Origin of the sequence: Streptomyces sp. NPDC048659 (assembly GCF_040650575.1) — a bacterium.
Classification (GTDB): domain Bacteria; phylum Actinomycetota; class Actinomycetes; order Streptomycetales; family Streptomycetaceae; genus Streptomyces.
The window spans coordinates 1-13,335 of sequence record NZ_JBEZHM010000060.1; the positions used below are offsets into that span (position 1 = coordinate 1).

The 13,335-nt window shown below is 72.6% G+C and carries 13 protein-coding genes; 10 read left to right on the forward strand and 3 right to left on the reverse strand.

Annotated features, from left to right (window positions below):
• The first annotated feature begins 69 nt into the window (after nt 1-69).
• Nucleotides 70-339: an MmcQ/YjbR family DNA-binding protein gene (locus AB0C99_RS32560; RefSeq protein ID WP_362482963.1), complete on the forward strand. Its 270-nt coding sequence runs from the start codon at nt 70-72 to the stop codon at nt 337-339.
• A 1-nt stretch (nt 340) separates the two neighbouring features.
• Here the strand turns inward: AB0C99_RS32560 and AB0C99_RS32565 are convergent, their stop codons facing one another.
• Entirely contained in the window at nt 341-1,777 is a 1,437-nt protein-coding gene (locus AB0C99_RS32565; protein WP_362482966.1) for an MFS transporter, read from the reverse strand.
• Between the two features lie 92 nt (nt 1,778-1,869).
• Here AB0C99_RS32565 and AB0C99_RS32570 point away from each other — a divergent pair, with 92 nt between their 5' ends.
• The 6 genes from AB0C99_RS32570 (at nt 1,870) to era (ending at nt 7,474) form a co-directional block, all read left to right on the forward strand.
• Nucleotides 1,870-2,757, forward strand: coding sequence for a helix-turn-helix transcriptional regulator (locus tag AB0C99_RS32570; RefSeq protein ID WP_362482969.1), 888 nt, complete (start codon nt 1,870-1,872; stop codon nt 2,755-2,757).
• A 69-nt stretch (nt 2,758-2,826) separates the two neighbouring features.
• Entirely contained in the window at nt 2,827-3,189 is a 363-nt protein-coding gene (locus AB0C99_RS32575) for a cytidine deaminase (RefSeq protein WP_362482971.1), read from the forward strand.
• Between the two features lie 241 nt (nt 3,190-3,430).
• A complete protein-coding gene (locus AB0C99_RS32580; protein ID WP_362482974.1) occupies nt 3,431-3,910 on the forward strand; it encodes a hypothetical protein in 480 nt (159 codons plus the stop codon).
• A gap of 206 nt (nt 3,911-4,116) precedes the next feature.
• Complete coding sequence (locus AB0C99_RS32585; RefSeq protein WP_362482977.1) at nt 4,117-5,454, forward strand: beta-xylosidase; 1,338 nt, start codon at nt 4,117-4,119, stop codon at nt 5,452-5,454.
• Between the two features lie 106 nt (nt 5,455-5,560).
• The gene (locus tag AB0C99_RS32590) at nt 5,561-6,502 is read left to right on the forward strand and encodes a DUF916 domain-containing protein (protein ID WP_362483033.1); all 942 of its coding nucleotides are present in this window, start codon (nt 5,561-5,563) and stop codon (nt 6,500-6,502) included.
• A gap of 30 nt (nt 6,503-6,532) precedes the next feature.
• Entirely contained in the window at nt 6,533-7,474 is a 942-nt protein-coding gene (gene era, locus AB0C99_RS32595; RefSeq protein WP_362482980.1) for a GTPase Era, read from the forward strand.
• A 36-nt stretch (nt 7,475-7,510) separates the two neighbouring features.
• Here era and AB0C99_RS32600 read toward each other — a convergent pair whose 3' ends face one another.
• On the reverse strand, nt 7,511-7,777 hold the full coding sequence (locus tag AB0C99_RS32600; RefSeq protein ID WP_362482982.1) for a protealysin inhibitor emfourin: 267 nt from the start codon (nt 7,775-7,777) through the stop codon (nt 7,511-7,513).
• 21 nt (nt 7,778-7,798) lie between these two features.
• Entirely contained in the window at nt 7,799-8,848 is a 1,050-nt protein-coding gene (locus AB0C99_RS32605; RefSeq protein ID WP_362482984.1) for a M4 family metallopeptidase, read from the reverse strand.
• A gap of 292 nt (nt 8,849-9,140) precedes the next feature.
• Between AB0C99_RS32605 and leuA the strand changes: the two genes are divergently transcribed.
• From leuA to AB0C99_RS32620, 3 genes are all read left to right on the forward strand, one after another.
• Nucleotides 9,141-10,913, forward strand: coding sequence for a 2-isopropylmalate synthase (leuA, locus tag AB0C99_RS32610; RefSeq protein WP_362482986.1), 1,773 nt, complete (start codon nt 9,141-9,143; stop codon nt 10,911-10,913).
• Nucleotides 10,914-11,138: 225 nt separating this feature from the next.
• The gene (locus AB0C99_RS32615) at nt 11,139-12,458 is read left to right on the forward strand and encodes a choice-of-anchor A family protein (protein WP_362482987.1); all 1,320 of its coding nucleotides are present in this window, start codon (nt 11,139-11,141) and stop codon (nt 12,456-12,458) included.
• Nucleotides 12,459-12,612: 154 nt separating this feature from the next.
• Nucleotides 12,613-13,308 (forward strand): TerB family tellurite resistance protein, encoded by a 696-nt coding sequence (locus tag AB0C99_RS32620; RefSeq protein ID WP_362482989.1) that lies wholly within the window; start codon nt 12,613-12,615, stop codon nt 13,306-13,308.
• Nucleotides 13,309-13,335 lie beyond the last annotated feature (27 nt).

Genomic DNA, 13,335 nt, shown 5'->3' on the forward strand with positions numbered 1-13,335 from the left:
GGGGGGCGGGGGGGGGGGGGGTGGTGCGGGAGCCGGGGGGGCGCCCCGCCCGCCCGGTGGTACTCTTTCTTGGGGGGGGGGGGTTTTTGGGGGGGGGGGGGGGGCCCCCCCCCCCCCCCGCTGCGGGTCAACCTCAAGTGCGACCCGGACGACGCCGTACGGCTCCGCGAGGAGCACCCGGCGATCGCCCCCGGCTACCACATGAACAAGCGGCACTGGAACACCGTGACCGTCGGCGAACTCCCGGACCGGCTGGTCCGGGAGCTCGTCGAGGACTCGTACGACCTGGTGGTCGCCGGTCTCCCCAAGGCGGTACGGCTCCGGCTCGACCGCCCCTGAGTCACCGGCGGCGCAGCCCGAGGCCGACCACCACGGCCGCGCCGAGCACGATCGCCGCGTCCAGCGCGATCACCGTGCGGACGCCCCCGTACAGGTCCCCGCCCGTGGTGGCGAGCACGCCGAGCAGCGGGATGCCGACCGTGATGCCGACCTGCTGGGTCGTGGTCACCAGGCCGGTCGCCAGCCCCTGCTCCTCGTCCGGCACGCCCGAGGTGACGGTCACGCCGTACGAGATGATCGCGCCCAGGTGGCACATCGAGGCCAGCGAGACGAAGACGGTGGCCAGGATCGCGCCGGAGGAGGCGCCGATGCCGAGCACCGCCGCCGTGAACAGGCCCTGCGCGGCGAGCGAGACCACCAGGGTGCGGCGGGCGCCGAAGCGGCCGATCACCTTCGGGGCGACCGAGCCCGCGAACACCGACAGCAGGCCCTGGACGCCGAAGACCAGACCGGTCAGGAAGCCGGAGAGGCCCAGCGTCTCCTGGAGGTACAGGGTCAGCACGAAGACGACCGTCGACATCATCGAGAACGTGACGAGCCCGCCGATGTTGCCGAAGGCGACCGTGCGGCGCCGCAGCATCGGCAGCGACACCAGCGGGGCGGAGCTGCGGGACTCGACGACCACGAACGCCGTCAGCAGGCCGATGCCCGCGACCAGGGTGACCAGCACGTCCGCGCCGCCGAAGCCGCGCTCGGCCGCCGTCGACAGGGCGTAGATCAGCGAGAGCAGACCGCCGGTGACGGTCACCGCGCCCGGCACGTCCAGCTTCGGGCGCTCCGGGGTGCGCGACTCGGGCAGCAGGCCCGGCGCCAGCGGCAGCACGATCAGGCTGAACAGGGTGAGCAGGCCCATGGTGGAGCGCCAGCCCAGCGTGTCGGTCATGACCCCGCCGAGCACCATGCCGACGGTGAAGCCCAGCGACAGCAGCGTGCCGGAGATGCCGAGCGCCCGGTCGCGCTGCGGGCCCTCGGGGAAGGTGGTGGTCAGCAGCGACATGCCGGTCGGCACGATCATCGCCGCGCCCAGGCCCTGGAGGGCGCGCCCGGTGAGGAAGGACGCCGGGTCCCAGGCGAGCGTGGCCAGCAGGGAGGCGGCGCCGAACAGCGCGAGCCCGGTGAGGAAGAGGCGCTTGCGCCCGTAGAGGTCGCCGAGGCGGCCGGACAGCAGCAGGAAGCCGCCGGACGGCAGCGCGAAGGCGGTGACCGCCCACTGGAGGGCGGCGGGGCTGAGGCCGAGGTCGGCGCCGAGCACCGGCAGCGCCACGTTCAGGACGGAGAAGTCGAGCGCCACCATGAACTGGGCGGCGCACAGCACGATCAGGATGAGCCGGGCGCGGCCCGAGAGCCCCGGGGCGGCGGGCGTGGGCGCGGGCGAGGGCGCGGGAGTCTTGGTGTTCCGGTGGGACGGGGGAGAGTCCGGAGAGGTCGTTGTTGCCATGCCCACGACTCTCGTGGCTCGGGAACAACCGTGGGGAGCGGGTACTTATCCTGTTGGTCGCACCACCAGGCAGCCCGGGGGAGGAAGCACACGTGGCCACGCCACTGGAGAGCATCGAGGCCAAGTCGCACCGGCTGGGCGAGCTCCGCGAGTTCCTGATGAGCCGTCGGGCCCGGGTCACCCCCGCCGAGGTGGGCCTCCCGGACGGCGGGGCGCGCCGCCGCACCCCGGGGCTGCGCCGCGAGGAGGTCGCGGTCCTCGCCGGGGTCGGGGTCTCCTGGTACCAGTGGCTGGAGCAGGGGCGGGACATCACCGTGTCGCCGCAGGTCCTGGACTCGGTGGCGCGGGTGCTGCGGCTCAGCCCGGTCGAGCGGCGGCACCTGTACGTGCTGGCCGCGCTCAACCCGCCGGCGCCGGAGCTCGCCCCGGAGGACCGGGACATGTGCCACGGGCTGCGGCGGCTGATCGACACGTGGATGCCGTTCCCGGCGCACATCATGGACCAGTACTGGAACACCGTGATGTACAACGACGCGGCGTCGATCGTGCTGGGGATGCGGCCGGAGATCGTGCAGAACTGCCTGATCGCCTTCTTCACCGACCCGATCTACCGGGTGCGTTCGCCGCGCTGGTGCGAGCTGGCGCCGAAGGTCGTCGCGCAGTTCCGCTCGGCCTGCTCGGAGTGCCCCGACGACGAGGGCTTCCGCGAGGTGGTCGAGGAGGCGAAGGCGGTGAGCGAGGAGTTCGCCGCGCTGTGGGAGCGGCGGGACATCCTGCCGGGCGGGCAGAACCGCAAGGAGATGGAGCACCCGCTGGTCGGCCCGCTGGTGGTGGAGGCCACCCAGCTGCGCGTGCCGGCCCGCCCGGACCTGGTGATCGTGCTGCACACCCCGCTGGCCGAGGCGGACACGGCGGCGAAGCTGGAGTGGCTGGTGTCCCCGGAGGGCCGCCGGGGCGCGATGTACCCGGTCGCGGGCTGACGCCCGGCGGGCGGGACGTTCGCCGAGGGCGCACAGAGCCGGCCGGGGGTCCGGACCTATCCTCGGATCATGACACTCAACCGCGAGCACGACGACCTCGGCGCAGAGGACCTCAAGATCATCACGCTGGCGCGCAGCGCCCGCGCCCGCAACGGGGTGCCGGAGGGTGCGGCGGTACGCGACGAGACCGGCCGCACGTACGTCGCGGGGACGGTCGAGCTGGCGTCGCTCAAGCTCAGCGCCCTGCAGACCGCGGTCGCCATGGCCGTGGCGAGCGGCGCGCGGTCGCTGGAGGCGGCGGCCCTCGTCTCCGCCGCCGAGGCCGCGTCCGACGCGGACCGCGCGGCGGTGCGGGACCTGGGCGGCCCGGAGACGCCGGTGCTGCTGGCCGGTACGGACGGGCGCCTCAAGGCGGCGGTCTCCGCGGGCTGAGCCCGTACGCGCGTGACACGCGTACGGGGGTGAAGCCCGGACGCGTGGGAAGAGAGGGGAACCCGGTGCGCGGTGCGCGCCGGGTTCCTTGCGCGTTTGTGAAGGATCAACGGAACGTCTCTTGCCTTCCCCGCCCCGGTGCGCCTCAATATCAGCCATCGGTCCAACGGACCGTCAGATCTCCTCGCAGACGCAGTGTCCGCACCCCTGCGTTCGTCATCGGAAGGGGCTGGACCTCGTCATGAGAAGCAGAAGCACCGTAGGGATCACGGCGGCGATCGGCGGCGTGCTCGCCGCCGGAGCCCTCGCGTTCGCGCCGGGCGCCTACGCGGTGTCCCCCGGCTCGGCCACCGCGACCTACGACTGCGGGTCCTGGGGCGGCGGCGGTGCCACCCTCACGGCCACGCAGACGGGCACCGCCGCGACGATCACGATCACCTCGGCGGTGAAGACGCCGATCGCGGTCGGCAAGGACACCATCAACTCCACCCTGACCCTGGCCAAGGCGGGCGGCGGGACCCGGGTGTTCACCGGGACCAAGAACCCGGCGATCCCGATGAACGGCTCGGTCACCATGGGCCCGCTGAGCGCGACCGTCGCCTCCGGCGACAGCCTCAACTCGTACTTCGCGGGCACGGCGCTCAAGATGGTGATCTTCGGTGTCACCGTCAACTGCGACGCGCTCACCTCGCAGTCCCCGGGGCCCTTCGTCTTCAGCTGAGCCCCCTCTCCCGCACGGCCGACCGGTGCCGCCTTGGGCGGTGCCGGTCGTTCCTGTGTCCGGACGGCTCTGACCTGCGGAAATCAGGGAATCCCGTGATCTTGACAGTATCTGATGGGTCATCAGTCGGTGTTTTTCGATTCCATTGACTTCTCTCGGCCCGCAGCCGTCAATGGCGCCCTCTCATCCCTCAGGAGGGGACCCACATGGCATTCGAACAAAGCCGCGCGGCGGCCCGAAGACGACGCCGCTGGGCGGCCGTCCTCGGCGCCACCGCGCTCGCGCTCACCGCCGGGGGCGTGCTCGCCGCCCCCGCCGGGGCCACCTCGACCTCCGTGCCGGTGCAGTTCGGCACCCACTGCGTGCCGCCGCCGATCGCGGGCATCCCGCCGATCGACGGCACCACCACGGCCCAGATCACCGTCGACAACGCGGTGCCCAAGGTCGGCGACACGGTCACCGTCACCTACACGGTCACCAAGCCCGCCGCCTCCAACCCGGTGGACCTCGCCCTCCCGGCCGACATCATGACCCCGAGCGGCAAGGTCACCCTCGGCGGCGCCCAGACCGGCGCGGTCACCGTCACCGGCCCCAAGAAGAACCCGCCCGTCCCGGGCAAGGGCTCGTTCCCGGCGTTCTCCATGACCGGCACGTTCAAGGTCACCGCGCCCGGCGACATCACCCTCGCGCCCGGCGACTACAACATCCACACCAGCTACATCATGGAGCTGGACACCCCCTGTACGGTCGCGAGCGCGCCCGTCTCCGAGACGGTCACCGCCAGCCCGCAGCCCGGGGCCAACGAGCGCGCACTGGAGCTCGGCACCCCCTCCGGGGCGCCCGGCGTCCGCGTCACCGTCTCCGGCACCAAGTTCACCCCGCTCGCCGAGGTCACCGTCGTCGGCCGCTCCGGCGCCGCCGAGACCGCCGACCGGATGACCGTCACGACCGACAGCGAGGGCGCCTTCGCGGCCCGCCTCAAGGTCAACGACAAGGCGACCACCGGGATCGTGGCCTACGAGGGCGCGGCCTGGGACCCGGCCAAGGGCGCGGGACCCGTCGCCTACCAGGTCATCGACGACACCCCGACCCCGCCGAACAGCCAGAAGCTCACGGCCACGGTCAAGGCCGGCGAACTGTCGATGACCCAGGCCGGCGACGCCGTACAGCTCTCGGCCGTCGACTTCGGCCAGGGCGGCGCCGCCACCGGACCCCTCCAGACGGTGACGGTCAAGGACTTCCGCGGCGGCCCCGCGGGCTGGTCCCTGACCGGCAAGGTCACCGACTTCACCGGGCCGGGCGGGGCCATCGGCGCCGACAAGCTGAGCTGGACGCCGTCCTGCACCACCAAGGCGGGCAGCCCCAGCACCTGCGCCCCCGGCACCGCCGGACCCGTCGGCGCGGCCGGCGCCACCCTCGCCTCCACGCCCAACGGGGCGCTCACCGGCGGCGAGTTCACCATCGACGCGGGGCTCTCCCTCGACGTCCCGGCGTTCACGGCGCCCGGCGGTTACGCGGGCGTGCTCACGCTGACGCTGTCCTGACCGCCCGACGGGCCGGCCGCGCACCCGGCCGGCCCGTCGTCCACTTCCCGAGGGGTCCGCACCCGTGCGCCAGCCGTACGTCTTCCTCCTGAGGGTCCTCCGCGGCCTGAGCCTCCTGAGCCTCCCGCTCGCCGTCCTGCTGCTCGGCGGGCCCGCCGCCGCGCCCGCCGCCGCCGCCGAGAACGGCGAGTGGGCCGTCTACCCGGCCGCCTCGCAGCTCGGCAGCCGCCCGTACTTCTACCTCTCCGCCGACCCCGGCGGCACCGTCGGCGACCAGGTCACCGTCGCCAACAAGACCGCCGCCCCGCTGAGCTTCCTGCTGTACGGGGCGGACGCCTACAACACCGAACGCGACGGCGGCTTCGCCGTGCGCACCCGGCAGGAGAAGCAGACCGGCGCCGGCGCCTGGATCAAGCCCGCCCGAGACCGGGTCACCGTCCCGCCGCACTCCGCCGTCACCGTCCCGTACACCCTGACCGTGCCCGCCGACGCCGAGCCCGGCGACCACCCCGGCGCCGTCGTCGCCCTCGACGAGCGGATCGCGAAGGGCTCCGGCGGCTCCGTCGCGCTCGGCGTGCAGCGCGCGGTCGGGGCCAGGGTCTACCTCCGGGTCGGCGGCCCCACCGTGCCCGCCCTCGGCGTCGAGGACGTCACCCTGCGCCAGGACCGGCCGCTCGTGCCCGGCGCCGGGACCAGCACCGCCGTCGTCTCGTACACCCTGCACAACCGCGGCAACGTCACCCTCAGCCCTAGGGTCGCCCTCAAGGCCCAGGGGCTCTTCGGGCGCACCCTGCTCGCCCGCGACCTGGACCGGCTCCCCGCCGAGCTGCTGCCCCGGCAGAAGATCCGGCTCACCGAGCGGTGGACCGGCTCCCCGCAGCTCGACTGGGGCGAGCTGACCCTGACCGCGACCGCCAAGGGCGTCCGGGAGTCCGCCGGGGTCTCCTTCCTGGCCCTGCCCTGGCTGCCCCTCGCGGTGCTCGTCGCCGGGGGCACGGCGGGTGTCCTGGGGCTGCGGATCCGGCGGCGCCGGACGCCGAGTACGTGAGGCGGCCGTCCATCGGGGAGAATGGCCCCCATGAGCGCTCGTACTGATGAGAACACCGTCCCCCACCGGGCCGGCTTCGCCTGCTTCGTCGGCCGCCCCAACGCGGGCAAGTCCACCCTCACGAACGCTCTGGTCGGCCAGAAGGTGGCCATCACCTCCAACCGCCCCCAGACCACCCGGCACACCGTCCGGGGCATCGTGCACCGCCCCGACGCCCAGCTGATCCTGGTCGACACCCCGGGCCTGCACAAGCCGCGCACCCTGCTCGGCGAGCGGCTCAACGACGTCGTGCGCACCACCTGGGCCGAGGTCGACGTGATCGGCTTCTGCCTGCCCGCCGACCAGAAGCTCGGCCCCGGCGACCGCTTCATCGCCAAGGAGCTCGCCGAGATCAAGAAGACGCCCAAGGTCGCGATCATCACCAAGACCGACCTGGTCGACTCCCGGACCCTCGCCGAGCAGCTGATCGCGATCGACCAGCTCGGCAAGGAGCTGGGCTTCGAGTGGGCGCAGATCGTGCCCGTCTCGGCCGTCGGCGACAAGCAGGTGCAGCTCGTCGCCGACCTGCTGATCCCGCTGCTGCCGGAGTCCCCGCCGCTCTACCCGGAGGGCGACCTCACCGACGAGCCCGAGATGGTCATGGTCGCGGAGCTCATCCGCGAGGCGGCGCTCGAAGGCGTACGGGACGAGCTGCCGCACTCCATCGCGGTCGTCGTCGAGGAGATGATCCCGCGCGAGAACCGCCCGGCGGACCGGCCGCTGCTCGACATCCACGCCAACGTGTACATCGAGCGCCCCAGCCAGAAGGGCATCATCATCGGCCCCAAGGGCAGCCGCCTCAAGGAGGTCGGCATGAAGTCGCGCAAGCACATCGAGGCGCTGCTCGGCACCCCGGTCTTCCTCGACCTGCACGTGAAGGTCGCCAAGGACTGGCAGAGGGACCCGAAGCAGCTCAGGAAGCTGGGCTTCTAGGTCCCGGGGCCATCGGGCGCGCGGGCGGGCGCGCGGCTACGCGCCCTCCTTCAGGACGAGCTGGATCAGCTCGCGCTGCTCGTCGGTGAGGTGCGGATCGGCCCACCGCACCGTCCGCCCGTCGATGGTGATCTCGTAGTGGAAGCCGTCCGGGACCCCGCGGCCCTCGGGCGGCGGCGGGGCGTCGAGGGCCTCCCGGGCCAGCGAGCGCAGCCGCTCGCTGTCGGGCCTGCCCTCGGTGTCCACCTCCGCCGACCTGACGATCCCGGCGAAGCCCCCTGTGCGTACGACGCGAATCCTCATGGGGTCCTGTCTACCGCAGCCTCAGCGGCCGGACACCCCGACGGCCGCCCAGGCGTCCGTGACGGCCTTCAGCTCCTCGCCCTCGCCGTAACGGGCCCGCGCCGCCGCCACCGTGGCCGCCGCGAAGTCCTTGAACGTGGCCTCCGCGTCGAGCGTGCCGCCGGTCACCGTGTCGTACCAGATCCGCCCGGCCCGCTCCCAGGCGTTGCCGCCGAGGGCGGTGGCGGCCAGGTAGAAGGCGTGGTTGGGGATGCCCGAGTTGATGTGCACGCCGCCGTTGTCCGCGTGGGTGCGCACATAGCCGTCCATCGTGGCCGGCTGCGGGTCCTTGCCGAGGACGTCGTCGTCGTACGCGGTGCCCGGCTCCTTCATCGAGCGCAGCGCCACGCCCCGGTCGACGGCGGGGCCGAGCAGCCCGGCGCCGATCAGCCAGTCGGCCTGCTCGGCGCTCTGCCCGAGCGCGTACTGCTTGACGAGGGTGCCGAAGACGTCGGAGACCGACTCGTTGAGCGCGCCCGACTGCCCGTAGTAGGCGAGGTTCGCGGTGTGCTGGGTGACGCCGTGGGTGAGCTCGTGGCCGATGACGTCGACCGGCAGGGTGAAGTCGAGGAACAGCTCGCCGTCCCCGTCGCCGAACACCATCTGCTCGCCGTCCCAGAAGGCGTTGTCGTACTTCTCGTCGTAGTGGACGCTCGCGACCAGCGGCAGGCCCGCGCCGTCGATGGACTCGCGGCCGTAGACGTTCTTGAAGAGGTCGTAGGTGGCGCCGAGGCCCGCGTAGGCGCGGTTGGCGGTGGCGTCGTCGACCGGGGCCTCGCCCTCGCCGCGGACCCGGTCGCCCGGCAGCCGCGTGCCGTGGTGGGCGTCGTAGATCGTGCGCCGGGCGCCGGTCTCCCCGGTGCCGGAGCCCTCGGGCGCGGGGGCCGGCGGGGCCAGCAGCCGGCGGGCGGTGCGGTGGGCGGCGTCGGTCACCAGGGTCCGCCGGGCCGACTCCGCGATCGCCGGGTCGTCGGACTGCGCCAGCCGCTCCAGGAGGTGGGGCGGCACGATCGTGCAGAAGTGGGGTGTCATGACGAAAATGTGGCACTGCGTGGTGTGGGTGTCACGAGCCGCGACCATGATTGGCGAAATGGAGTGATGGGTCACCTTTCCCTGTTGACGCGGACCCCGTCCCGCATACTGAAACGGGACGTCCGCCTCCGCCGGGCTGGGCTATGGTGACGCACATCATGCGTTTCGGGCTGCTTCTCCTTAGCTGCCGCGGCGAGGGCCTGTAGTCGTAGGCCGACCCCCTCCCCGCGGGTTTCGGTGTTGCGTTCGACAGTCGGCCGTCCTTCTTGATGGACCCGAGGAGCCCTACGCAATGTCCCAGTCGCCGTTCGTCAGCCGTCCGACGCCCGTCACCACCGCGACGCACACCCAGAAGCCGTCCGGGATGCCCGTGCACAAGTACGGGCAGTACGAGGCCGTCGAGATCCCCGACCGCACCTGGCCCGACCGCCGCATCACCAAGGCGCCGCGCTGGCTCTCCACCGACCTGCGCGACGGCAACCAGGCCCTGATCGACCCGATGAGCCCGGCCCGCAAGCGCGAGATGTTCGACCTGCTGGTCCGCATGGGCTACAAGGAGATCGAGGTCGGCTTCCCGTCCTCCGGCGAGACGGACTTCGCCTTCGTCCGCTCGATCATCGAAGAGGGCGCGATCCCGGACGACGTCACCATCTCCGTACTGACCCAGGCCCGCGAGGACCTGATCGAGCGGACCGTGGAGTCGCTGAAGGGCGCCCACCGCGCCACCGTCCACCTGTACAACGCCACCGCGCCCACCTTCCGCCGGGTCGTCTTCCGCGGCTCCAAGGAGGACATCAAGCAGATCGCCGTCGACGGCACCCGCCTGGTGATGGAGTACGCGGAGAAGCTGCTGGGCCCGGAGACCACCTTCGGCTACCAGTACAGCCCGGAGATCTTCACCGACACCGAGCTGGACTTCGCGCTGGAGGTCTGCGAGGCGGTCTGCGACGTCTGGCAGCCCGGCCCCGGCCGCGAGATCATCCTCAACCTGCCCGCCACCGTGGAGCGTTCGACACCCTCCACGCACGCGGACCGCTTCGAGTGGATGTCCCGCAACCTGACCCGCCGCGCCTACGTCTGCCTGTCCGTGCACCCGCACAACGACCGCGGCACGGCCGTGGCGGCGGCCGAGCTGGCGGTCATGGCCGGCGCCGACCGCATCGAGGGCTGCCTGTTCGGCCAGGGCGAGCGCACCGGCAACGTCGACCTGGTGACCCTGGGCATGAACCTGTTCAGCCAGGGCGTCGACCCGCAGATCGACTTCTCGCAGATCGACGAGGTCCGCCGGACCTCCGAGTACTGCAACCAGATGGAGGTCCACCCGCGCCACCCCTACGCGGGCGACCTGGTCTACACCGCCTTCTCCGGCTCCCACCAGGACGCCATCAAGAAGGGCTTCGACGCCATGGAGGCCGACGCGGCCGCGAAGGGCGTCACCGTCGACGACATCGAGTGGGCCGTCCCGTACCTGCCCGTCGACCCCAAGGACGTCGGCCGCTCCTACGAGGCCGTCATCCGGGTCAACTCGCAGTCCGGCAAGGGCGGCATCGCGTACGTCCTGAAGAACGACCACAAGCTGGACCTGCCCCGCCGGATGCAGATCGAGTTCTCCCGGATCATCCAGGCGAAGACCGACGCCGAGGGCGGCGAGGTCACCCCGGCGCAGATCTGGTCCGTCTTCCAGGACGAGTACCTGCCCAGCCAGGACGGCGCCGCGGCCCGCTGGGGCCGCATCCAGCTGCGTTCCGGCCAGTCCACCTCCGACACGGACGGCACCGACACCCTGAAGGTCGAGGCGGTCGTCGACGGCGTCGAGACGGTCCTGACCGGCTCCGGCAACGGCCCGATCTCCGCCTTCTTCGCCGCCCTGCAGGCGGTCGGCGTGGACGCCCGGCTGCTGGACTACCAGGAGCACACGATGAGCGAGGGAGCCTCCGCGCAGGCCGCCTCGTACATCGAGTGCGCCATCGACGGCAAGGTCCTGTGGGGCATCGGCATCGACGCCAACACCACCCGCGCCTCGCTGAAGGCGGTCGTGTCGGCGGTGAACCGCTCGGCGCGCTGACCCTCCGACCGGGCCGCTGCCCCGCATCCCACCCGGGGCGCGGGGCAGCGGCATGTGTGAGCTCGGTCACGGTTTCAGGTTCACTTAAGGAAGAAGCTGCCGACATGTCGGAATCGGTGTCATATCAGGTGAGTTGACGCCACATCAGCGCATGGCGGAAGGTCGGCTCGTCCACTCGGACCGTCCACTCGGACACCCTCCCCGCACTCCTGACCTGGAGCTCCCATGCGCACGCCCGCTGCCGTGGCCGCCGCCCTCGCGGTGACCGGTGCCGCCCTCGTCTGGGCCCCCGCCGCCGCCTCCGCCACCACCGCGTGCGAGACGAATCCGCTCGGCGTCGCCGGGCGCTACGCCGAGTTCGTCGAGAAGGACTCCGTACGCCACTCCGACTCCGAGGGCGCCGTCGCCGTCGGCGGCGACGCCACCTTCGGCGACCCGAAGCGGCCCTCCGGCTTCTCCATCGGCAACCGCCTCACCCCCGGCGACCTCGCGGCCCTCCCCGGCGGCCACAGCCTCGTCGTCGGCGGCACCCTGTACGCCAACCAGGTCGTCCTCGACAAGGGCACCGGCATCGCGGGCAAGGTCGTGGACCGCTCCACCAAGGGCTCGGGCTTCGGCGTCGACGGCGACAAGGTGAAGGAGGGCCCCTCGCCGATCGACTTCGGCAAGGAGTTCGCCTCCCTGCGCGCCCTCTCCACCGGCTGGGCCGCGGTCGAGCCCAACGGCACCGTCGGCCGCTCCACCGACTACCAGGGCCTGATGCTCACCGGTACGGACGCCAAGCTGAACGTCTTCGCCGTCGCCGCCGCCGACCTCCAGAAGGCCGGCGCGATATCGATCAAGGTCCCGGCGGGCGCCTCCACCCTGGTGAACGTGCTCGGCGGCTCGTACGACATGAGCACCGCGCCCACCTACGGCGTCTACCTCTGGGACGCCGCCAAGGGCGCCCTGGTCATGGACGACTACAACGCGGGCAGCGCCGACTTCAAGAGCGTCCGCTCCAAGCTGCTGTGGAACTTCCCGCAGGCCGAGAGCGTCAAGAAGAACTACACCTCCTGGCCCGGCACGATCTTCGCGCCGAACGCCACCGTCGAGATGGGCGGCCCCGGCGTCGGTCCCGGCCACGTCAACGGCTCCGTCGTCGCCGAGAAGCTCCTCACGGTCCCGGGCGCCGAGACCCACCAGATGAACTTCACCGGCTGCCTGCCCGGCGAGACCACCCCCGGCAAGCCCCCGGTCACCCCCGAACAGCCCAAGCCGACCCCGACGGACGTGCCGAGCGCGCCGGCCACCCCGAGCACCCCCGCCACCACCCCGCCCGGCTCGGCCACCCCCACCCCCTCGGAGTCGGTCCCGGGGACCTCCTCGCCGTCCCCGAGCACGTCGGAGGGCGCCCCGGCCCCCTCGCCCTCGTCCACCCCGGAGGGTGATCTCGCCACCACCGGCTCGTCCTTCGGGCCGGCCGCGATGGGCGTCGCCGCGGCGGTCGTCCTGCTCGGCGGCGGCTTCCTGGCCTTCGCGAAGCTGCGCAAGCGCGCCTCCTGAGCCCCCGCACCGGACCCGCCGCGCCCCCTCGGGGCCCGGCGGGTCTCGGCCATCTCCCCGGCGTTCTGCTGACGAGGTGCTGACGCCGCATCATCGATGTGGCTAACATCACGCCAACGCCGGCAATGTTGCCGGGAGGTGAAGGAGGTGCGGCGTGCGGCCAGCGCGGAAGTCATCGGAGCGGAGCAGGGTTCTCTGCGGGATCCGCACCTCCTGGAACACCGTCGGCGACGGAGAGTTCTTCTGCGAGGAGTGCGGCGGCGACCGGAACTACCGGCGCCGGACGGGCCGCCGGCGCTTCGCCCTGCTCGGCGTGCCGCTGCTGCCCCGGGGGGACGCGGGCCCGGTCGTCGAGTGCGCCGCCTGCCACACCCACTTCGGCACGGACGTGCTGACCCACCCGACCACGGGCCGGTTCTCGGCGATGCTGCGCGACGCCGTGCACACGGTCGCCCTGGCCGTCCTGGCGGCCGGCGGCACCGGCTCCCGCGCCGCCGTGGACACCGCCGCCGCCGGGGTCCGGGCAGCCGGGTTCACGGACTGTACGGCCCGCCAGCTCGTCGACCTGGTCGAGGCGCTCGCCGCCGACACCGGGCGCTTCCTGCCCGACGTCAGCAGCGGGGGAGCGGCCCTCGCCATCGAGCTGCACGAGGCCCTCGAACCGCTCGCCCCGCACCTGGCCGCCGCGGGCCGCGAATCGATCCTGCTCCAGGGCGCCCGGATCGCGCTGGCGGACGGCCCGTACACCCCGGCGGAGCGGGAGGTGCTGGGCACCGTGGGCAACGCGCTGGCGCTGTGCGCCGACGACACGGCCCGGCTACTGGCGACGGCGCGGACCACGCCGCTGTAGAGCGGGGGTCCACGCCGTCGGGTGGTG

Excerpts from the sequence above, each read along its gene's own strand:
- AB0C99_RS32565 (WP_362482966.1), bottom strand. The coding sequence starts at position 1,777 with ATGGCAACAACGACCTCTCCGGACTCTCCCCCGTCCCACCGGAACACC.
- AB0C99_RS32575 (WP_362482971.1), top strand. The coding sequence starts at position 2,827 with ATGACACTCAACCGCGAGCACGACGACCTCGGCGCAGAGGACCTCAAG.
- AB0C99_RS32580 (WP_362482974.1), top strand. The coding sequence starts at position 3,431 with ATGAGAAGCAGAAGCACCGTAGGGATCACGGCGGCGATCGGCGGCGTG.
- AB0C99_RS32585 (WP_362482977.1), top strand. The coding sequence starts at position 4,117 with ATGGCATTCGAACAAAGCCGCGCGGCGGCCCGAAGACGACGCCGCTGG.
- era (WP_362482980.1), top strand. The coding sequence starts at position 6,533 with ATGAGCGCTCGTACTGATGAGAACACCGTCCCCCACCGGGCCGGCTTC.
- AB0C99_RS32600 (WP_362482982.1), bottom strand. The coding sequence starts at position 7,777 with ATGAGGATTCGCGTCGTACGCACAGGGGGCTTCGCCGGGATCGTCAGG.
- AB0C99_RS32605 (WP_362482984.1), bottom strand. The coding sequence starts at position 8,848 with ATGACACCCCACTTCTGCACGATCGTGCCGCCCCACCTCCTGGAGCGG.
- leuA (WP_362482986.1), top strand. The coding sequence starts at position 9,141 with ATGTCCCAGTCGCCGTTCGTCAGCCGTCCGACGCCCGTCACCACCGCG.
- AB0C99_RS32615 (WP_362482987.1), top strand. The coding sequence starts at position 11,139 with ATGCGCACGCCCGCTGCCGTGGCCGCCGCCCTCGCGGTGACCGGTGCC.